Annotated in this window: 23 protein-coding genes; 14 read left to right on the top strand and 9 right to left on the bottom strand. The window is 36.2% G+C overall.

What is annotated here, in order from left to right; genetic code table 11:
- Position 1: 1 nt before the first annotated feature.
- The 7 genes from GC105_RS07235 to GC105_RS07265 all read left to right on the top strand — a co-directional run bounded on the left by GC105_RS07235 (position 2) and on the right by GC105_RS07265 (position 4850).
- On the top strand, positions 2 to 376 hold the full coding sequence (locus GC105_RS07235; RefSeq protein ID WP_152803186.1) for an SFCGS family glycine-rich protein: 375 nt from the start codon (positions 2 to 4) through the stop codon (positions 374 to 376).
- Positions 376 to 663, top strand: coding sequence for a DUF4312 family protein (locus GC105_RS07240; RefSeq protein WP_152803188.1), 288 nt, complete (start codon positions 376 to 378; stop codon positions 661 to 663). Before GC105_RS07235 ends, GC105_RS07240 begins: the two co-directional genes overlap by 1 nt.
- Positions 664 to 676: 13 nt before the next feature.
- Entirely contained in the window at positions 677 to 1396 is a 720-nt protein-coding gene (locus GC105_RS07245) for a DUF4311 domain-containing protein (protein ID WP_152803190.1), read from the top strand.
- A 58-nt stretch (positions 1397 to 1454) separates the two neighbouring features.
- Positions 1455 to 2117, top strand: coding sequence for a DUF4310 family protein (locus tag GC105_RS07250; protein ID WP_246169762.1), 663 nt, complete (start codon positions 1455 to 1457; stop codon positions 2115 to 2117).
- Between the two features lie 61 nt (positions 2118 to 2178).
- On the top strand, positions 2179 to 3291 hold the full coding sequence (locus GC105_RS07255) for a DgaE family pyridoxal phosphate-dependent ammonia lyase (protein ID WP_343029982.1): 1113 nt from the start codon (positions 2179 to 2181) through the stop codon (positions 3289 to 3291).
- Positions 3288 to 4040: a 2-dehydro-3-deoxy-phosphogluconate aldolase gene (gene dagF / locus GC105_RS07260; protein WP_152803194.1), complete on the top strand. Its 753-nt coding sequence runs from the start codon at positions 3288 to 3290 to the stop codon at positions 4038 to 4040. Before GC105_RS07255 ends, dagF begins: the two co-directional genes overlap by 4 nt.
- Before the next feature lie 9 nt (positions 4041 to 4049).
- Positions 4050 to 4850, top strand: coding sequence for a Cof-type HAD-IIB family hydrolase (locus GC105_RS07265; protein ID WP_152803196.1), 801 nt, complete (start codon positions 4050 to 4052; stop codon positions 4848 to 4850).
- A 308-nt stretch (positions 4851 to 5158) separates the two neighbouring features.
- Here the strand turns inward: GC105_RS07265 and GC105_RS07270 are convergent, their stop codons facing one another.
- Positions 5159 to 5461, bottom strand: a complete 303-nt coding sequence (locus GC105_RS07270; RefSeq protein WP_207706956.1) for a hypothetical protein — start codon at positions 5459 to 5461, stop codon at positions 5159 to 5161.
- A gap of 711 nt (positions 5462 to 6172) precedes the next feature.
- Between GC105_RS07270 and GC105_RS07275 the strand changes: the two genes are divergently transcribed.
- Positions 6173 to 7354, top strand: coding sequence for an MFS transporter (locus tag GC105_RS07275; RefSeq protein ID WP_152803201.1), 1182 nt, complete (start codon positions 6173 to 6175; stop codon positions 7352 to 7354).
- A gap of 110 nt (positions 7355 to 7464) precedes the next feature.
- On the opposite strand, the gene GC105_RS07280 is transcribed toward GC105_RS07275, so the two are convergent.
- The 7 genes from GC105_RS07280 to GC105_RS07310 form a co-directional block, all read right to left on the bottom strand.
- Positions 7465 to 8631, bottom strand: a complete 1167-nt coding sequence (locus tag GC105_RS07280) for a YkvI family membrane protein (protein ID WP_152803203.1) — start codon at positions 8629 to 8631, stop codon at positions 7465 to 7467.
- Entirely contained in the window at positions 8628 to 10067 is a 1440-nt protein-coding gene (locus tag GC105_RS07285) for an FAD-binding oxidoreductase (RefSeq protein ID WP_152803204.1), read from the bottom strand. The genes GC105_RS07280 and GC105_RS07285 overlap by 4 nt, the downstream gene beginning before the upstream one ends.
- Before the next feature lie 5 nt (positions 10068 to 10072).
- Positions 10073 to 11263: an FAD-binding protein gene (locus GC105_RS07290; RefSeq protein WP_152803206.1), complete on the bottom strand. Its 1191-nt coding sequence runs from the start codon at positions 11261 to 11263 to the stop codon at positions 10073 to 10075.
- A 15-nt stretch (positions 11264 to 11278) separates the two neighbouring features.
- Complete coding sequence (locus tag GC105_RS07295; protein ID WP_152803208.1) at positions 11279 to 12067, bottom strand: electron transfer flavoprotein subunit beta/FixA family protein; 789 nt, start codon at positions 12065 to 12067, stop codon at positions 11279 to 11281.
- Between the two features lie 349 nt (positions 12068 to 12416).
- On the bottom strand, positions 12417 to 13724 hold the full coding sequence (locus tag GC105_RS07300; protein WP_152803210.1) for a TRAP transporter large permease: 1308 nt from the start codon (positions 13722 to 13724) through the stop codon (positions 12417 to 12419).
- The gene (locus GC105_RS07305; RefSeq protein ID WP_152803212.1) at positions 13717 to 14199 is read right to left on the bottom strand and encodes a TRAP transporter small permease; all 483 of its coding nucleotides are present in this window, start codon (positions 14197 to 14199) and stop codon (positions 13717 to 13719) included. Before GC105_RS07305 ends, GC105_RS07300 begins: the two co-directional genes overlap by 8 nt.
- A 572-nt stretch (positions 14200 to 14771) precedes the next feature.
- The gene (locus tag GC105_RS07310; protein WP_152803214.1) at positions 14772 to 15839 is read right to left on the bottom strand and encodes a TRAP transporter substrate-binding protein; all 1068 of its coding nucleotides are present in this window, start codon (positions 15837 to 15839) and stop codon (positions 14772 to 14774) included.
- Positions 15840 to 16064: 225 nt separating this feature from the next.
- Here GC105_RS07310 and GC105_RS07315 point away from each other — a divergent pair, with 225 nt between their 5' ends.
- The 6 genes from GC105_RS07315 to GC105_RS07335 all read left to right on the top strand — a co-directional run bounded on the left by GC105_RS07315 (position 16065) and on the right by GC105_RS07335 (position 20967).
- Complete coding sequence (locus tag GC105_RS07315; protein ID WP_152803216.1) at positions 16065 to 16730, top strand: response regulator transcription factor; 666 nt, start codon at positions 16065 to 16067, stop codon at positions 16728 to 16730.
- A 1-nt stretch (position 16731) separates the two neighbouring features.
- Positions 16732 to 17820, top strand: coding sequence for a HAMP domain-containing sensor histidine kinase (locus tag GC105_RS07320; RefSeq protein WP_152803218.1), 1089 nt, complete (start codon positions 16732 to 16734; stop codon positions 17818 to 17820).
- A 142-nt stretch (positions 17821 to 17962) separates the two neighbouring features.
- Positions 17963 to 18115, top strand: coding sequence for a hypothetical protein (locus GC105_RS16825; protein WP_193708318.1), 153 nt, complete (start codon positions 17963 to 17965; stop codon positions 18113 to 18115).
- The gene (locus tag GC105_RS07325) at positions 18112 to 18957 is read left to right on the top strand and encodes an ABC transporter ATP-binding protein (RefSeq protein ID WP_152803220.1); all 846 of its coding nucleotides are present in this window, start codon (positions 18112 to 18114) and stop codon (positions 18955 to 18957) included. The genes GC105_RS16825 and GC105_RS07325 overlap by 4 nt, the downstream gene beginning before the upstream one ends.
- Positions 18957 to 19949: an ABC transporter permease gene (locus GC105_RS07330; RefSeq protein ID WP_152803222.1), complete on the top strand. Its 993-nt coding sequence runs from the start codon at positions 18957 to 18959 to the stop codon at positions 19947 to 19949. The genes GC105_RS07325 and GC105_RS07330 overlap by 1 nt, the downstream gene beginning before the upstream one ends.
- Position 19950: 1 nt before the next feature.
- A complete protein-coding gene (locus tag GC105_RS07335; protein ID WP_152803224.1) occupies positions 19951 to 20967 on the top strand; it encodes an ABC transporter permease in 1017 nt (338 codons plus the stop codon).
- Between the two features lie 159 nt (positions 20968 to 21126).
- On the opposite strand, the gene GC105_RS07340 is transcribed toward GC105_RS07335, so the two are convergent.
- On the bottom strand, positions 21127 to 21465 hold the full coding sequence (locus GC105_RS07340; RefSeq protein ID WP_152803226.1) for a hypothetical protein: 339 nt from the start codon (positions 21463 to 21465) through the stop codon (positions 21127 to 21129).
- Positions 21466 to 21552: the final 87 nt, after the last annotated feature.

The raw sequence follows: 21552 nt of genomic DNA on the forward strand, positions 1-21552 counted from the left end.
GATGAGTAAACAAATAGTTGTTGTCATCGGAGATAGATTGGGCAAGGGAAAAAACATTATCGTTGGTATTGAGAAAGCTGGTGGAAAGGCAATTCATATTCCAGGAATGGGCGCAGATATGAAATTAGGTGATGTTATGCATGAAGAAAATGCAGACATTGGTTTGAGCTTTTGCGGAAGTGGTGGTGCAGGTGCTTTGATGGCTGCGAACAAATATGGTTATAAAGTAAAGCACAATTTGCGTTCTGTAGAGGCAGGGATAACTGGATTGAAGGAAGGTGCTAAGGTCTTAGGTTTTGGTTTTTTGGATTCTGAGGAGTTGGGGTTTCGGGTGGTCGAAGAATACAGAAAACTTCAGAAAAAGGAGTCTGAGTGATGAGTGATAAGCAGTTGATGGAAACCATAGAAAAAGAACTTATTATAGATGGGACAGGTAAAACAAAAGAAATTGCTTATGGAGAAATCTTCGCAAAACTTAGAAAACAGATTTACAATGAAGTCAATGGCGTCGTTTTGCACATGGAACCTCAGCAGGTATACTTGCTGGAGATGGAAGAGAAGACTTTTACTGAGAAATTTTTAGGGTTACTGATGCCAAAGACCAAAGAAGCAATTTATATCAAATTGAAAATTGTTGTTACTGTAAAATTGATTTACACATAAAAAGGAGGATAACATGTTTACGATTATAATTAAATCTTTAATTATCGGCATGATTGGTGGAGGAGCTATAGCTGCTGGTGCAGCTCGTATGTTTCATGCACCTAAGATTCAATCCATGGGTGCCTTTCGAACTCTAGGAGAGTTAAATGCTTGTAAAGGAGATGCCATTACTCACTTTTCTTTTGGATTGGGATTCCTATTTAATGCGGCCGCATCTGTGGTTGCTGCAGGTGCATTAACGCAAGATGTATTACATAGAGTAGTTCCTAACTTGGCTGCAGGTACACTGTTGTTGAAGAATAAGAAGGTTGAAGAAACACTTTATGACCCAGCTAAAATGGCTATGGCTGGAGCTGTCGTCGGAGGTGTCACTCTGGTGTTCTTAAATACATTGGCGGCAACTATTCCAGAGTCTATGTCAATCACGGCAAGAGAAATTTTGGGGCCGGCTGCAAACCTTATGATTAATCCAGTAATGCCTATTATATTCTGGCTAGCTGCACTGGATGCTGGAAAAATTACCGGTATTTGGGGAACTATTCTTGGTGGTTTTGCTCATATGATTATGGGGAATGCCGTGCCTGGTGCCGTTTTGGGTATACTTATTGGACAATCGATTCAAGATAGAGGTTACTCTAAATCTGTCAAAATAATGATTGGAATCGTTATTGTATTGTTCTTTATCATTGCCTATTTCAGAGGATTTTTTGAACAAGTGGCAGTATTTTTCTAATCAGTATATCTTGAGTATAAGTTAAGTTAAAAATAGAATTGAAGGAGGAAAAAAGAGTATGAGCACAGAAAATATTGGCTTAATGGGAAAACTGAGAAGTTTTCTGATGAAAGAATATTCTTTCGCCATTTTGGTGGCACTGGCTTCGGCAGCAATTTTTGCCGGTACCCATATGTATTTTACCTATAATGTAGGTGCATTTAATGAAATTTTTGTTGTTCAAATGTTGGATGAAGGTCTTAAAGGAGGAGATTATGCTGCAGCTGCAGGTTTCGCTGCAGGTTTCTTGATTGCAAGAGTCCTTGAAGGACCATTGGTAGGAGTTCTAGATATTGGCGGTGCACTTATGACTGGTGTGGGTATCGGTATTCCTGCCATTCTGTTGGCTTCTGGGCTGACTTTACCAATTGAAAACTTTGCACTGTCTTTGTTAACCGGTGCTCTTGTAGGTATTCTTATTGCTGTTATCATCCTGATTGTTCGTAAGTTGATGCCCGAGGGAATGGAGGCATCCGGTACTAACATCATGATGGGTGCTGGAAATGCATCTGGTCGATACTTGGGACCGTTGATTATCATCTCAGCTATCCAGTATAGCATACCAGCAGGTTTGGGAGCTTTCATCGGTGCGGCTATTTTTTATAAAATGGATAAGCCTATTGCCGGTGGTGCAATTTTAGGTGGAATGATTCTAGCTACAATCTTTCCAGTGATTGCTTAAAAATTATGTATGGAAGAAATTGACTCGTTTCATTTCTTCCATTTTTAAAGGAAGTGTTATAGTGAATATATACGAAAAAATAGGTTTAAAAAAAGTTATCAATGCTAGTGGGAAGATGACAGCACTAGGTGCATCGGCTATATCTAAAGATGTGGGAGACACCATGAAGGAAGCTGCCATGAATTACGTGGATATTGAAGAGTTGATCCAGAGAGCAGGGGAACTGATTTCTCGGTATACACTGTCAGAAGACAGCTGTGTTACCTTAGGAGCTTCTGCTGGTATCGCTATATCGACGGCTGCGGTCATCGCTCGAGATAATCTTTCCTTGATTGAGAGACTGCCTAGAAGTGAAGGATTACAAAATGAAATTATCATTCAAAAAGGACACTGCATCAATTTCGGTGCCTCACTTACGCAAATGATTGCTTTGGGTGGCGGTGTTCCTGTGGAAGTAGGACAATCAAATAAGGTAACGAAAAAGCACATTGAAGAAGCTATCAATAAAAACACTGCAGCAATAATTTATGTTAAAAGTCATCATGCAGTGCAAAAAGGCATGGTATCCATGGAAGATATGATTATTGTAGCAAAGGAGAATCAAATTCCTTTTATACTTGATTGTGCTGCTGAAGAAGATTTACTGAAATACGTGAAGATGGACGCTGATCTGGTAGTTTATAGTGGAGGAAAAGCTATAGAGGGACCTACATCTGGATTTGTAACTGGGAAAAAGGAATTAATACATTATTGTAAAATGCAATACAAAGGCATTGGAAGAGCTATGAAAGTTGGAAAAGAAAACATTATGGGATTGTTGAAGGCATTGGAGAATTATGAGAATCGAGATGCCATTAAGATTGTTGAAGATCAGAAAGAAGTCGTCGAATGGATGGCATCTAAAATTAATGCTATAGAGGGATTACAGGCGACCATAACGGTAGATGAAGCGGGAAGAGAAATTTATCGGGTTAAAGTGAAGACAGATACTATTAAAGTAACGGAGTTGATTAAGAAGTTGGAAAATGGAAACCCAGCAATATACACTAGAAATCATTATGCCAATATGGGGATTATCAACATTGATCCAAGACCTCTTAATGCCGGCGATGAAGAAGAAATTGTTCAACAACTCGAATTGTTGATGGCAGAAGAAAGGAATGAAATGGTATGAATCTAAAAAAATTTAGTTTTTATAAAAATAAAGTAGCAGTAAATTTGTTGGCAAGAGATTTAGAGAATGCAAAAGAAGTACAGGAGGTTTTGGATGGTCATGTGGTGATTGGTATCCTATCGAAGAATTTCAAAACAGTGGAAGAAGGTGTTGGATACGTCAAGACATATCAAAAGGATATCAATACCATTTCCATAGGACTAGGAGATGGAGATCCCAATCAGTGGAAAATGGCGGCAGAAATTGCGGCTGAGACAGACCCAGGACATGTAAACCAGGTGTTTCCTACTGCAGCATTTACTTTGGGATTGCTGGAAGGAAAAGGATGTAAAAGTACAGTAGTTAATGCGTTAATAAGACCTACTGGAGAACCGGGAAAAGTTATCATCTCTACAGGATCTTCGAGCAGTCAAATGGAAGAGGCTGTCGTTTCCTCCAAAGTGGCACTTGGAATGTTAAAAGACGCTGGATTAATGTCTGTAAAATTTTTTAACATTGGTGGACTCAAGTATATTGATGATTTGAAAAACATTGCGAAAACAGCCGTTCAAGTTGGGATTCCTATTATTGAACCTACTGGTGGAATTTCTTTAGTTAATATCAAAAGCATAGTGAAAGTATGCTTAGATGCTGGTATTGAAATAGTCATCCCTCATGTATATTCTTCAGCTATTGACGAAAAAACTGGATTGACCAATCCAATTATTGTGAAAAAAATTTACGATGAAATTCAATCCTTGTTCAAGTAAGGTGAACTTGTGAGTATTAAATTGATCGCAGTGGATTTGGATGGAACGTTATTAAACGATTCATTGGCATTGACAGACCTAAATAAAGCGGCAATATGCAATCTGTTAGATAAAGGTATTCATGTGGTTTTTTCCACAGGTAGAACATATCAGGCAGCCAAACAGTATGCAGAAGAATTTGTATATGATATGCCACTGATTACATATAATGGAGCGCTTATAAAACGTACGTATTCAGAGGAAATACTATTTTCTAAAAAAATCGCTTACAGTAATACAAAAGAAATTCTTCGCATTGGCGAAGCCAATAGTATTTATACAAAAATGTATATTGACGATGTGCTATATGTAAAAGAAGAATCTGAACAGACGATTAAATTTGTTAAGAATCATAAGATTAATTATAAAGTTGTGGGAAAATTAAGCGAAAACATCCATAAAGAACCTTATATGATTGTTTTCATTGATCATGAAAATAGAATAAAAACCATTAGAGCTGAAATTGATAAATACACAGTGCTTCCTTATACATTGTCTACACCATATTCACTAGAGTTTTTGCCCGATGGAATTTCTAAAGGAGAAGGATTAAGAAGAGTCGCTAAAAGCTTGAAGATAAGAAAAAAAGAAATATTGGCCATTGGGAATAGTCTAAATGACTTGGATATGTTGAGGTGGGCAGGAATTGGAGTAGCTATGAACAATTCTGACATTGAGCTGAAAGAACACTGGAATTTAATCAGTAAATACAATAATAACGAAAATGGTGTTGCAAAAATAATTCAAGAATACTGTAGATATCATAAATAATATTTAAGTATTTTAAATTCAAATAGTTATTGAGTTAATACAATACTGTAGATGTAAGTATGCAAATATTGAAAAAAGTTACAATATAAAGTGTAGAATTAATGAATTCTTGTATTTGCATTTATTTGATACAATTGTGCGGCGTTTCTGCACAATTGTATCTTCAGTTTTTTATTAGCGAAGATTTACACTTTTAATATTTCATAATATAGGTGGAGTAGTTTTAGTGAATATATAAAGAAAAAGACAAATAACAGATGTTGCCTTACATTAGTCCCTTGAAAAATCGCCTTTAGCTAATTATATTGTTAATTATCGTATTCAAGAACAGCGCCAGCGCGCTCTTCAAAAGGCATATCCCAATCCCATTTTAGCAAATCTAGTTTTTCAACAACTTTATTTGGGATTTCTTTAAAGTTCTTTTTATCTAATATTTCTAATACATCAGCAGTTGATAAATCTTGACCTTTGTAATTATTTAATAAATCTGGATCTGCAGCTGTAAAGTCAATATGTACTGCTGTTTCTACTTTATCCACTCTAATTACTTGTCTTTCATTATGAGATGCCCTAGATGAACCACATGCAGTGATGGAGAATACTATTAACACAATTCCTAGTATTATTAATAACTTTTTGATAATAAACACCATCCTTTTAAAATATCTCTTATCATATGATATGACAGAAATTTTTATTCATCTTATACTATTTAATTTCGATTATATAAATCACATCCTCGCTATAATTAAATTGCAAAGTTTCTTTTTACTTTTGTACCGTTCTTTCTAATCATAGAACTTCCATTACTTTTATTATAATACGTCATTGATAAAATGCAAGGACATATGGTATTTAGCACTTTTAACGTGATATTTAGACACCTTTATGTTAAAAAAGTATATACATGGGGTATGCGCGCAGTGCTAGGCTTAATTAATCTGTAATTAAAAATGGATAGAGAATGAAATAAATAGTGGTCAGGCGAACGCAGTTCGCCACTACGGGTACTACATATACATATTGGGTGCTACATATACATATTGGGTGTTACATATACATATTGGGTGTTACATATACATATTGGGTGTTACATATACATATTGGGTGTTACATATACATATTGGGTGTTACATATACAAATTGGGTGTTACATATACATATTGGGTGTTACATATACATATTGGGTGCGACATATACAAATTGGGTGTTACATTTACATATTGCACGAGTATTAATTAAGTAAACTTAAAAAAATAACATCAATTAGTTTACATCGCAACTAATTGATGTTAGAATATAAGTAAGAAAGGGGTAATTTAATGTCAAAAAAGTTATCTATACTATCAGTTTCAATAATTACAGTAATGGCTGGAGCTGCCATATCACCAGCATTAGGGGAGATTCAAGCTGCATTTCCTGATGCAAATCAAACGCTCATTAAGTTAATTAACACACTCCACGCAATATGGGTTATTCCTTTTACTTTTGTGTCAGGATGGTTAACAACTAGATATTCGAAGAAATCCGTTCTTATTGCAGGATTAATTATTTATATAATAGGTGGTACCGGAGGGGGATTTGCACCTAATATTTGGTTTTTACTTTCTACTCGTGCGTTGCTTGGAATATCTGTAGGGTTAATGATGCCAATTTCAACTAGTATTGTATCAGACTTTTACGATGGAGACGAACGTACGGACATGATGGGAAAGGTCTCTGCCTCAAACCAAATAGGAGGAGTTATTTCAATGACAGCTGCCGGATTATTGGCTGCTATAAGTTGGCGTTATGCATTTAGTGTATATACAATTGCTATTTTTATTTTAATATTTGTAGTACGCTATTTACCTAAACAACCACCACTTGGTAATAACAAGTCAGGAGAAAAAACAAAACTGAATTTAAAAATTTACGGTCTTGCCTTGACCATGTTTACAATATTTATATTTTTATATTCAATCCCGACAAATATGGCCATATATCTTACAGAAAACAATATTGCAAGTACCAAAGCTATAGGTTTGATTATACCCCTATCTTCAATAGGTGGTTTTCTGGGAGGTATGTTCCTGGCTAGATTTAAGCATCTTTTAAATCAATACCTAATTCCCGTGCAGGTTTTGTTAATGGGGATAGGATTTTCGCTTATTGCTTTTACTTTAAATGCAGTTGCAGTATCCATAGGTATTTTTATAATGGGGCTTGGTTCAGGTACTTTAATACCTACCATTTACAATATGGTAACAAATGTAGCGGATCAAAAACAAGTAATGAAATCAATGGCTGTAGTGCAAACGTGTTTATATTTAGGACAGTTTATGTCTCCTATTGTTTTAGATAATATAGCCAGATTATTTGGAGAGGTTACAAGCAGTTTAATATACTCAATTTCTGCTTTTGTAACTTTGATAGCGGCTACTATATTATTCATATATGTAATAGTAAAGAAAACTAAACTATCCAATTATTTTACTGCAAAAAGTTGCGATTTAAATGAATAAATGTTGATGTAATATGAAAGTATGAATTAAGAATAACGTGAAAGTGATTAGGATAAATTAAAGAATCCTAATCACTTTTTTTGTAATAAACTATTTCATCACAGTCTTTATTAAAGCTTAGCACTTTTCTTTTCCTTGAAAAATAATGCGTGTAATATAAATGGTATTCCTATAGCTATCAAAGTTGCATAACCTAGATATGAATACCCTTTTGCTATAAGGGGCAGCAAACCGAATTGTGCGATTGCAAAGGTCATCACTGTAAATAAAAAGGAAGTAATTGTACTGCGAATCCTGTTTTTTGAAGTTGATATTTCTTGATTATTATCACGTGCCTCAAGAGCGCCGACAACACGGTTTACAATACCTGCAATCATATTAACGCCTGTAGATACAGCTCCGAGAATGATAAGGATAGAAATAATTGGTGTGAGTATAGCAGTTCCAACACCGTTTTGAACGAATAGTAACATTGGAACAGAAGTATTGGAAAGCTCTGGATTATACGCTACAGCCAACATGCCAAACACTGCAAGTAACATGCATGCAGAATTCACAATAAACATATAAATCATACTCAAATTAAGTTGCTTTTCATCTGTTAGAGGTTTTACGTGTTGATACATCAATCCGATAGATGCTAGTTGGAACAAGGCATATACAACAGCTCTCCATAATGCACCCACAAAACTACCTGTTTGAGTTGAACCTACTGGCATAATGCCTCCTGCAAGATTTCCTATTGAACTCATAATGGTATCCCATTGCACGATAATATTTGGCACGAGAACGACAATTAGTCCAATGATAATTACAACTGATAGTGTTGATGCAGCCTTACGAACAATATTTGTACCAAATAACGCAATCCCAAAAATAAATACGCCAATAATTAAGGTGCAGAGAAAATATGGAATTCCTGTAAGCATGTTTAGGGTAGACCCACCTGTGGCAAAAGCTACTGCAGGCGCCAAACAAATTAACATAAGGTATACTATTTCGTATAAGTTTGAAAGAATATAGCGGTATTTTCCATAAAAACTATTTGAAAAGCTTCGGTAATCATATGTTTTGCGTCGGTAGGCATAACTTAGGCCATACCAGAAAAATAATGTAAGTATCAGTTGAGCTACGATTGGCATAATAAGTGTCCATATGCCATAATTAATAAAATATTGATAAAGTTGTGCTCCAGATGCAAATCCACCGCCAAATTGTGTAGTAAATGCTACAAAAGCGATACCGATTGCCAGTGGCATTTTATTCTTGTCGATCATTTGATCCCCTCCAAATCTATTTTTTCTAATACAACTAATTTCCCTGGATTTAGTATATTTTTATCGTCAAAGGCTAACTTTATTGATTGAAACAGTCGATACATCCTTTTTCCAATAAAATCTTCTAAGAATTCTAATCTACCATTTCCAATTCCATGTTCACCAGATAACTGGCCTCCTAATTCTTTTGAAAGTGCATACAATTCTTTTAAACAGGCAGTCGTATTTGATAACCATTGTTCATCTGATAATTGCTCATCTCGTAGTAGTTCTGTATGGATATTTCCATCTCCTGCATGTCCTACGGTAATTATGCGGATACCATATTTTTTACCAATGATCTTTGCCATTTTAACATAGTCTGCAATGCGTGCTCTTGGAACTACCACATCGCATTCCTCCTGTGCAACACTATCTGCTTTCATCCCTTCAAGGACTGCTGCACGAACAGACCAAACTGAAGTGCTTCGCTCATCTGTATTGCAAATAAGTGCATCTTTTGCGCCTGATTCGATACATATAGCGGATGCCTCGTTAATCATTTGTTCAATTTCTTTACGACTTGATCCATCAATCATAACAATTAGATACGCTTTTCCATTGCGATCAGGGAAAGATTTGTTCAAATGCTTTTCAACAATATCCAATAACTCTGCTTCTAAAAATTCAATGGCTGTAGGAATAAAGCTCATTTGCAATAACTTTGGTACAGTCTCAATACAGGCATTAATCTCATCATAGGGAACAATTATTGACCACGTATACTTTGGAGCAGGTATAAGTCGTAGAGTGACCTCTGTGAGAATACATAAAGTTCCTTCAGAACCAATGATAATATCCTTAATATCATAACCTGTAGTATTTTTTACCACATTAGATGAGAAATTTACAATCTCACCATCTGGTAAAACAGCTTCTATAGCTCGTACATAGTCTCGTGTTACACCGTATTTCACTGCACGCATTCCACCGGCATTAGTAATCACAGTACCTCCAATTGAAGCCGTACGCTCACCAGGATCAGGGGGATAAAAGAGTCCACCAGCTTGTGCTACTTCTGCGACTTCTGTCAATAGAGCGCCTGGCTCTACTGTTATGGTTAAATTCTCATAATCTATCTGAGAAATTTTGTTCATTTTCATTAAAGAAAGCAGAATACCTCCGTATTTGCAAGTCGCTCCACCAGCTAATCCTGTACCTGCTCCTCTTGCCGTAACAGGTATATTGTTTTGGTATGCATAGCGCATCACTGTGGAAACCTCTTCTTTGTTTATTGCTTCGATATATAGATCAGGAGGAAATATCCCGTACTCAGGCATTTCGTCATGAAAATATTCTTTCTTAATACTCTCCTTGCGTGTAATACGGTTGGAGGGAAATAATGCTTCAAAATATGTAATGTCGTCATCATTAATCTGATGATAGGGATATGGCATCTTATTTAGGCCTCCTTTTGCGTTTGAATGCGCTCTAATAACCGTGGTACGATTTCATACAGATTATCCACAATGCAGTAATGGGCTATATTGAAAATTTGGGAATTGGGATCGTTATTAATCGCTATAATGCACTCTGAACCGTTCATACAAGATGAAAACTGAATTGCACCGGACACGCCACAAGTAATAATCAACTTAGGCTTTACAGTTCTCCCTGACAAACCAATCTGGTGTGCTGTATCTCCAAGGCCTGATTCAATCATAGGCCGAGTAAAGCATAGCTGACCACCCAGATTTTCTGCAAGCCCTTTCACTAAATTAAGTCCTTTTTCATCCTTGACTCCACGGCCAGCTACAACAAGGATTTCCTCTTCCTCAATCATTTTTTTTCTATGTATAGATTTAATTCCACAAACCTTTATTCGCGATTGAGCTAAGTAATCTGTTACATTGCAGCGAACTACTTCTCCCACTGGGTTTTCAATTTTTTCAGCGCGTTCCATTACCTTATATCGCACCGTTGCAAACTGAGGTCTTGAATCCTCAACGAGTATTTGTGCCATAATGTTTCCACCGAATGCCGGGCGAATTTGAATAAGATCTGTGTTTTCACTCATGAGTAATTTAGTACAATCTGCCGTCAATCCTGTATGGAAACGGGTCGACAACCTTGGTGAAAGTGACCTCCCTACAGATGTTGCACCAATTAGGACTACTGATGGCTTTAGCATTGCGATACAATCTGAAACAGCATCTGTATAGCAGTCTGCTTTGAAACCGTAAAATCCTTTGTGTTCATAGACAAATACCTTTTTCACACCGTAGGCAATTAATTTTTCAGCATTGTTCTCAGTACCATCTGCTCCTACAATAACAGCATAAACATCAAACCCTACTATAGCAGCAAGTCGATGTGCTTCACCAATTAGTTCAAAAGCAACAGGATGAATGTCACCATGATCTTGTTCAATATAAACTAAGATACCATTCCATTCACTCTTATCAACCACACCAGCCTTTTGTTCAAAGGATATGGCTTCCGCTGAGCAAACCTTTACACATACACTGCACATTCTGCAGGCGTCATTTACTTCGATTCCATTTTTGCCCATACATAACGCATTGAAGGGACATTTTTCGATGCATTCACGGCACAAAATACACTTATTTACATCAAAATGTATAAAATTCATATAATAATCCCCTCATTAAATTATTTTTTGATTTTTAAGTAATTCAAATATACTATCTGCTTTTTCTATACTAGTTCCATTAATGTATTCCTGTCCATCAGAAGATTCAGGCTGAAACATTTTTTCCACCTTTGTTGGCGAACCGATTAGCCCATAACGGGTCATGTTTTTATCAGAAAGATCCTTAAATGAGATAAAGCGAATATTTTTATTAGCTGTAGCAAGTCCTAGACGATAAGATGGTAATCGAGGGACAAATATATCTTTATCAACAGTTATCAAACAAGGAAATTTCATCTCAGATTCTTGTATAAAGCTACCTGTCTTTTGAATGACAGAAATTAGATCTGTCGTAACCCTTTCAATATTACTAACCCAAGCAACATGTGGAATTCCCATATGCTCTGCAATTGCAGGTCCTATTTGAGCAGTATCTCCATCCGTTGTTTGTTTACCGCATATGATAAGATCTGCTCCACCTAAAAGGCGTATTCCCTGAAACAATGTAAAGGATGTAGCCAAGACATCTGACCCTGCAAACTTTGGATCAGACATAACTACTGCTTCATCGACCCCCATCATATATGCATCACGCATCATCTCTTCTGTCTGTTGTGGTCCCATTGTTAAAGCAGTTACGCTGCCTCCTACTTGTTCACGTATGCGTAAAGCAGCTTCTATAGCATATAGATCGTATGGATTGGTCTTAGCATTCTGACCGATCCGTTTGAGTGTACCACTTTCTGCATCAACTTCAACCTTCATAGTAGCAGGAACCTGCTTAATACAAACGATAATTTTCATTGTTTTTCAGCCTTTCGTATTTAAGATGAAATAAATAATTAGTACACTTTAAATTTGTTTTATCATATTAAATGCTAAATTACTTAATATGGATTTCACACAATAATAAGAATAAGAATATCATATTATCTTTGTTTTTACAATTATATATAATCGTCACAATCATTATTTTAACTATGTATTATAAAGAAAAATTTAGAATATATCTATCAAAATGAAACAGATAAGCATAAAATTATAGCCGTTTTATACAGGTAAAAAGACACGATAAGGTAATAATAGAAATCGCTAAAAAAAGATGTAGCTAGAAAACTACATCTTTTTAATATTTCAAAATAATGTTATTAGGTTATTTCATTAAACTTGGTAAAAATAATACTATGTCTGGGAAAAGAGTGACCAGTATTCCTGCTGCTATCAAAGTGAACCAAAAGGGTATTACTGCTTTGAAAACTTTAGCTGGTGCAACTTTGGTGATGGAGGCAACAACTAGGGAAACAACTCCTACTGGAGGAGTAAGTAGGGCAATAAGTAACATAATTACTGTCATAACACCAAACCATACACCGTCATATCCTAAAGTGATAACGATAGGATATACAATTGGAGTCATGATTACAAGTATTGCCATAGCATCCATAAAGGCGCCCATGACAAGGTAGATTGCAAATATGGCCATTATAACTAGAAAAGGTGTTACATCCATAGTAGTCAGCATTGTGGTCAGATAGATTGGTATACGACTTATTGAAAGGAAGGTACCAAACATTTTTCCGCCTACCATAATAAGAAATGTCATGGCAGTAATTCTTGTAGCCTGAATCATGGCGCCACTAAAAGCTTTCCAAGTAAGTCGTTTCATTGCAATTGCAGCAGCAAATGAAAGGAAAGTTCCAACAGCACCTGCTTCAGTAGGAGTGAACCACCCCATATAAATTCCGCCCATACTAATTAAAAATATAGTAGGTATGGCCCAAACCGTTTTAAGTAATCCCCAAGTCATCTTTGTTTTTTTACGAGCTACTACAGGTGCTAAATGAGGCTTAAATTTCAAAGTAATAGATACTGTGAGCATTAGCATAATAGTAGTCATAATTCCAGGAATAATCCCGGCTATTAGGAGGCCTCCTATGGTTTCTTCTGTCAAAGCACCATAGATTACCAATGTGGAACTAGGAGGTATAAGTATACCTAGAGTTCCGCCAACTGCTGCGCAACCTGCGGCTAAGCCTTCATCGTATTTGTATTTTCGCATTTCATCTACAGAAACACTGGCAATAGTAGATGCAGTAGCAACAGCTGAACCTGAGACAGCAGAAAAAAGTGCGCTTGCTCCTAATGTAGCCATGGCCATGCCTCCTCTGACCCTTCCAAGTAAAACGTCAAAGAGTTGGTAAAGTTCTCCACCTAGATTTGCATGAGATAGAACCATTCCCATCAAAACAAAGAGAGGTATTACGCTTAATGTATAGCTTTTGGCGTTAACGAAAGCATCTGCTCCGAGTTTAGCCAAAGCTCCTTCTGGTGAAACAATTAAAGAATAACCCAAGAGAGATACAGCGATCATTCCTATTCCTACAGGTATACGAAACGCTAATAATAGCAATAATAGTATAATTCCTAAAACTCCAATTAATTCAGGTGACATGTTACTCATCCTCTCCTTCCGATTTATTGAATGTGAATAAGGATGAAATTAGTGACAATAAAAAACAAATAGAACCTATAACTGCAAAAATTACTACTGGATACAAAGGTATGCTTAGTACTGAGGTTACGTAATTTCCAGACTGCATACGAATACCATATAAATACAATCTCCAAGTCATGAGTATGGATATAACTATGGATAATATAATTCCAAATTCATATACTATAAATCTTAATTTCTTTGGAAATTTTGTATAAAGCAAATCGATAACCACGTGGTCGTCTCTGTGTTGGGCATAACCGAGCCCAAAAAAAACAATCAAAACAAGAGCTAATTCAGTTATCTCATAAGTTCCTCTTACAGGTTTGTTCAATAGATATCTTCCAGCGACATCTAATACTGTCCAAATTGTTAAAATAAACATTATTGTTGCACTTATATAGGATGCAATACGGTTAATTGTCATAGATATTTTCTGCATTTATATACTCTCCTTAAAAGATATAATGATACCAAAACAATGCTGTATGTTCATAAACAACTACGAGAAACTCGCTGTGCTCCTTTCTCTCTACGCGGACAGTCGCCAAATGAAAACAAATTTTCATTTGTTATTTTGTCAAATCAGCCAAATTGGCAAGCCATTTGTCTGGTTTCTCAAAATAACTATCCTAGAATTATCCGAGAAACTCGCTGTGCTCCTTTCTCTCTACGCGGACAGTCGCCAAATGAAAACAAATTTTCATTTGTTATTTTGCCAAATCAGTCAAATCGGCAAGCCATTTGTCTGGTTTCTCAAAATAACTAACCTAGACTTATCCGAGAAACTCGCTGTGCTCCTTTCTCTCTACGCGGACAGTCGCCAAATGAAAACAAGTTTTCATTTGTTATTTTGTCAAATCAGCCAAATCGGCAAGCCATTTGTCTGGTTTCTCAAAATAACTATAAGCGAAAATTTCTTTTCGCTTGGCTCATTGTCTTCGCGATAATATAATAGCGCTGCATGATATTTGCAAACAGCGCTATTGCTATACTATTTAATTGTTTAAAATGTTATCTCAAATCGTCTACAATTTGTACCATTAAATCATATGCGGTTTTATATTTAGGATTTGAAGATGTCCATTCTTCTACTATTGGAGCCAATATTGAATCCCATTGTGTTTTAACATCATCTGGTACTTCGTATATTTCTACTCCTCCGTCTAGTGCTAATTCGAAACCTGTATCTAATCCGTGGTTGTAAACTTCACCGGCTTTTTCTGCCATGTATTCACCACTTAATTTTGAGATTAAATCTTGGTCTTCTACAGATAGGCTGTCCCACTTATCCTTATTTAAGAATAATACCTGAGGGGAGACGAACATGTGAAGTCCTTCTGTTGCATGGGTTATAACCTCGTGTAAACGGTATGATTCGATAGTTGAAGATCCTATAGCAATACCGTCGATGATACCTCTCTCTAAGTTGTCATACATATCGGGAGCTGCCATACCTACTGGTACAGCACCAAGTTTCGTTAACATTTTTTCTTGCATCGGTCCGGCAAATCTTACTCTCATTCCTGACATATCTTCAGGTTTTTGAACGAGTTTCTTAGACATTACTTCTCCTGGATCCGTAACCCAGAAACTAAGTACTTTAACTTCTGAATACTCTTCTTGTAAGTCAGGACTTTGTTCAAGAAGTCTCCACAATGCGACAGATCCTTCTGTTGCGGAGTTTACAATGAAAGGAAGCTCAACTACCTCTGTCAAAGGATAACGACCGGCAGTATATCCTTGAAGTGTCCAACCGATATCAAAGGAACCTGCAATTACATCTTCATATACGGATGCGGCACTTGTTATTGCAGCTGCTGGAATAATGGTTAATGTAATTCTTCCACTACTTTCCTCTTTTAATGCTTCTGCAAAAGGTTCTAGTATTGCTGTACTAATTGGATGTTGTCCAGAGAAGGGATGTCCCATTACCAGTTCAATTTTTTCACCAGCGTTTTCATTACCTTCATTTTCATTTGAAGAAGAGGAACAAGCTGTAACTACACTTAACATGGATAATATCAGCAGTAGTGATATTATAATCCACATGCGTTTTCTTTTGCTTCCCAATAATTTCATAAAATACCTCCTTATATTATGTCAAAGATTCAGAATACATTATTGACCAAGCTGATTAATTTTGATATTATAAAGTATTAGAAAATTATAAAAAAATACACATGCATATAAATTGTATACATTAGGGATTATTCAATATTATACATTCTACATATTTGCTTGTCAAGATGATTCAATATTTTCAGGAAATTGTAAAAAAAATACAGGAGAAAGAAGTGAAAATATATGGCTGTTATTTTAGTGGCAGAGGATGAAAGGAGTATGCAGGATATTATTGTGGAATATATGAAACGAGGTGGTCATTCCTGCATTACAGCAGACGATGGAATAGATGCCATAACGATATTAAAAAAAAATCCTGTGGATTTAGCAATTTTGGATATTATGATGCCTCATTTGGACGGTTTTTCAATCTGCAAGTTGGCAAGGGAAATGTATAATATTCCTATAATATTTCTCACGGCAAAGGGGGACGAGGAGGACAAATTAAAGGGATATGAATATGGTGCGGACGATTATATGACAAAGCCTTTCAGTCCAAAAGTATTGTTGGCAAAAGTAAATGCCTTACTGCGTCGTTCTTCCATTACAGCCCCGCAAAATGCTTTAAATGCAGGGGAGATTGTTCTGATTCCATCATCACATATGGTTATTGTCAACGGTAATGACGCCCTGCTGACGCATAAAGAGTTCGAGTTGCTATGCTTCTTTATGCAAAACAAAAATCAAGTGTTTTCACGGGAACAGCTCTTAAACCGTGTTTGGGGATATGATTTTGAGGGAAATACCCGAACGATAGACACCCATATAAAAACGTTGCGTAAGAAGTTAGGCGATGAGGGACGGCGTATTGTAACGCTTATCCGTTCAGGCTATAAGTTTGAGGTGTGAAATGAAAGAGAAGAATATGATATTAGGTTTAGGCACAGTGAGAAAGAAAGTCTTTTTACTTTCTAAATTGGTCGGTGGTATTATAATACTATTTTATATGTTTACGCAAGAATTGCCAGTCAACCAGAACAGTGCCTTTTGGATATGGCTAACACTGCTTATTATTGTTGTTACTGGGGTTGATGTACTGCTCGGTCATTTTATATCAAAGCCGCTTAATTCCATCAACAACACGGCAGATAAAATGGCGCAATTAGATTTTTCCGCACATTGTGAAATAAAAACTAACGATGAATTTGGCGAGTTAGCCCATAGTTTGAACGTCATGTTTGCCAATCTTCAGGAAGCACTAAAAAAGCTAGAGATAGCCAATACACAGCTTAAAGAAGACGTTGCACAGGAGCGCTTATTGCTAGTACAAAGAAAAGAATTGGTTGATAGTTTGTCTCATGAGATGAAAACTCCTTTAGGTATTATTCGCGCTTATACTGAGGGTTTAAAAGATGAAACGGACGAAGAAAAAAAACAGCAGTATATGGATGTAATTCTGTCCGCAACAGAGCGTATGAATGGTATGATTGTATCTCTGTTGGATTTATCCGCATTGGAAGCAGGGGCAATAAAATTATCCGAAGAACGATTTGACTTTATAGAGATTGTTGAAACTGTAGCAGGACGTTTACTTATAGATGCACCAAGTGTAGATTATCATTTCAGTTATGAATTACCCGAAGAAAATTTTTTTATCCGTGCTGACAAATACCGCATTGAGCAAGTACTTGATAATTTAATTGAAAATGCCAAAAAGCATGTAAGTGACGAGGGAGAAATAAGACTGGCTGTAACTCATGGAAAAAATATGCTTAGGTTTTCAATTTATAATCAAGGAAAATTGATACCTGAAAAAGACTTGCCCAAAATATGGATGAAATTTTATCGCGGAGCAATCCCCCAAAGCGATAGTCGCAGCGGCTCCGGCTTGGGGCTTGCTATAGTTGCCCAAATCCTATCAATGTATAAAGCTGATTACGGAGTACAAAACTTGCCGAAGGGAGTAGAATTTTATTTTAAATTCCCTACAATAACATGATGATATAAACTAAAGAAATACCTTGCTTCCCGTCTTGGGGTGGCAAGGTATTTTTTTAGTTCACATGGATTTCACAGCTGCCACACTTGAATTTCAATGTATTTTTATAAACTAACTATATTAAAAAAGGAGGATGATTTGTATGTTTTTAGGAATGGATTGGTATTGGTGGATTTTTATCGTTGCCCTGTTGTTTATATCTATACCGTTTAAGATTAAGTTCATAAAATGGTGGGAAAAACGCCAACAAAGAAAAAAAAATAGTCAAAAAGACAAGTGGGGAGATGATATATGATAAAAGTAAAGGACTTAACTTTTTCTTATCAAAAGAACAAGCAAACTTTACACGGACTGACTTTTTCGGTATCTGATGGGGAAATTTTTGGATTTTTAGGGCCAAATGGCTCGGGTAAATCTACAACGCAGAAAATATTGACAGGTATACTAAACGGATACGGGGGTGAAGTGAACCTTTTCAATCAATCAATTGTTATTAAACAAAAAGAGTTTCAAGAGAAAATTGGCGTGTTGTTTGAGTTCCCATATCTTTATACCAATTTAAGTGCGCTGGATAATTTGAACTATTTTGCTTCTTTTTATCCTAGGGAGAACTGCCGTGACATCTTTGAATTGTTGGAAATGTTGGATTTCAAAAATGACTATTTAAAAAAACCTGTTTCTTCCTATTCAAAAGGTATGCGTCAACGTGTTAGCATGGCGAGAGCACTTTTAAGCAATCCACAGCTTTTGTTTTTAGATGAGCCAACAAGTGGACTAGATCCGTCGGGTGCAGTGTTATTCCGAAAAATTATTGAGGAAGAAAAGAAAAAAGGCACTACTGTATTTTTAACCACCCATAACATGGTGGATGCTGATTTGTTATGTGATCGGGTGGCCTTTATTGCAGATGGAGAAATCAAAGCATTGGATACGCCAAAGAAGCTTAAAGAGAAAAACAGTAATCATCAAGCAAAAATAGATTATCTCTATCAAGGAAAGAGTACCACCATTACAATCGAGATAGCCGAACTGGGTGGGGGTATTCCATTCCCCCATGATGAGATTATCAGTATTCATTCAAAAGAACCGACTTTAGAGGATATATTTATCCATTATACAGGGAGGGGATTATCTTAATGTGGCGCGGTTTCATTTCTATACTTAAAAAAGATTTCAAACTAATACTGTCTAGCAAGTTCTTTTTACTTGCCCTCGGATCTCTAATTCTATATTCCTGTTATATCAATTTTGTTTATGTAAAATTAGACCAGGACATATATCCTGTTTATATTTACGATCCAATGAACACACATACTAGAGTATCTTCTGAAGTCACTCAGGTTGATACTATAGAAGATTTAAAGGAGAAATACTCGGATGGCTACTCTGTTGGTATTGACGCTTCTAGCATCGAATCGGAAATTGTTATAGTTACATCGGGGATAACCAGTACTGATAATTTTCGTGCTGCCTACGCGCTTTCACTGCTGTCTCCAGAAAGCAGCTACACAGTAGAGAATATAGGTCAAAACGATAAGGAAATGAAAAACCGACGGGAAATTACCTCTGAATTCTTGTTTTTTGAATTGGCGGCAGTTGGCTTTTTAGGCTTGGCATCTTTGATATTTAAAGAAAAGCAAATGGGAGTCATTCGTGTGCATGGCATACTCCCTGTAAACAAATCTGCCTTTATCATTTCAAAGCTCTGTCTATTTCTGCTGTCTGATCTCGTTTTTACATGTTTGCTTTCAATCATAAATCTAGGGTTATCGGCGGGATGGAATGTATTGCCTGTTGTATTCATTCAAGCAGGAATCCTTTCCATAATTATGGCTTTGGCAGGCTTATATTGTGCTATACGAGTCCCAGATTTTAAACAGTTTTCTTTGCTATATCTTGTACTGGCAATTTTTATTACTACGCCTGTTTTTCTTGCGGCGCAGACGAATATTAATTGGAACTGGATAAATTATCATCCCATGTATCACCTATTTATGGGAATGAAAAACTCGTATTTTTCGACTCCGTCCGTTGGAAGCAGTTATTATTTAGTCTGTGCGTTGGCAATTGTATTGCTGTTCCTGCTCGTACACCGAGCGCTTACTCATGAGATGGCAAAGGAGGGATAAAATGAAAGGCATAAAATATCAACTTAAAAACATACGTAGGGATAAAATATGTATCATTTCATTTTTGCTACCTGTAATAGTAGGTTTGGCAATTAACATGCTTTCAGGAGTGAGTTTTTCTTCTTTAAGTGAAACATCCTTTGGTATCGTGAAAAATGATCTTTCCCATAAGTCTGTCCAGTGGCTGCAAAGCAATGGAAGTATAGCGGAGTTTGAGAATGTGGACGAATTAAAGGCCAGTGTACTTGATCCCGCTTCTGAAATGATTGGGGTTCTACGAGATGAAAATGGTATAAAAACATTTTTGTCTGGAGATGAGCTGCAAATAAACAGGATTATCGGGAACACACTTCCAAAACTCTATGCTGAACGTGAGGCTGTAGTAGCCTCGATAATAAGGGTTATCCCCGCCGCCAATAGCAATGATGGGATGAAATCACTGCTGATCGTTATAACGATGGTTACTGCTATGTTTATGGGATGTACCTTTAACGCCATGAGTATGATTGGAGAAAAGGAAGATGGCATAGCTTTCATCAATGAAGTGCTGCCTATGACAAGAACGGATTTTATTGCGCAAAAAGTTTTTTTAGGGTTTAGTGGGGGAGTTTTAGCTACTATTCTTACAGCTTTAACTTGCATAAGAGTTGAGTCAGGACATATCTTTTTGTTGTTACTAATTATCATATTGTCTGCTTTTATTTCAGCGTTGGCGGGATTATATATCGGGCATTTTGCAAATGGTCTGATGGGAGGCATTACTTACATCAAAATCCTAATGATTTTATTCCTAGCTCCACCAATCATAACATATTTGGTAGTTCCGGCAGGCAGTACCCTACATTTGTTATCATATCTTCTGCCGTCTAGCGCGACATTTTATGGGCTTATGGATATGTTAAACGGACAAGTACAGAATATCGAAATAAGCATTATCGCATTGTTGGTGCATTGCATTGTATGGCTCTTACTGTTCTTTATTTTGGAAAACCACAGGTATAAAAAATCATTGGTATAAATTGAAGAACTGGCCGTTGTCTGTTGTATAAATCATTAGTTAAAACACCGGACTGGACAGCGGTCAGAAACAACAATCAAACCCCTGTTTTCTCTTAAAATAGGATTGCAGGGACGTGATAAAATTTAAAGCATGCTTAGTTATGTTATTTGATGATTTTTAAAAGTATTCCAAGCTAGTGGAACAGAGCATTTCAAGATGTTTTTCTTTTTCATTTTGCGACAAGTTAGTTAAACTATTAACATGCTCTGTTGAAGCTTGATTTACCGTGGCATAAAAGCTTTCCACAGCGTTGGCTGTAAGGTTATCTATCGGTTTAATATTGTTGGTATTGAAAAAATTAAATCCGTCGGTGCTAAGAGATTCGGTATTTATTTCATATACACAATTTATAATATTAACAACCTTTTCATAAGGCAAAACATATTTTATATACGCATCACTTTTTACTTGTCTGTAATTATCATTGATCAGATAATTTTCGTCATTGGCAATCATTATCCCCAATATTATCTTACATATTCTAATATACCTTATGGTAGTGAAAATAATGTGGCTTTTCTAGCCATATGAGAGCCTAATAAT

Source organism: Alkalibaculum sporogenes, assembly GCF_009362815.1.
Taxonomy (GTDB): Bacteria; Bacillota; Clostridia; order Eubacteriales; family Alkalibacteraceae; genus Alkalibaculum_A; species Alkalibaculum_A sporogenes.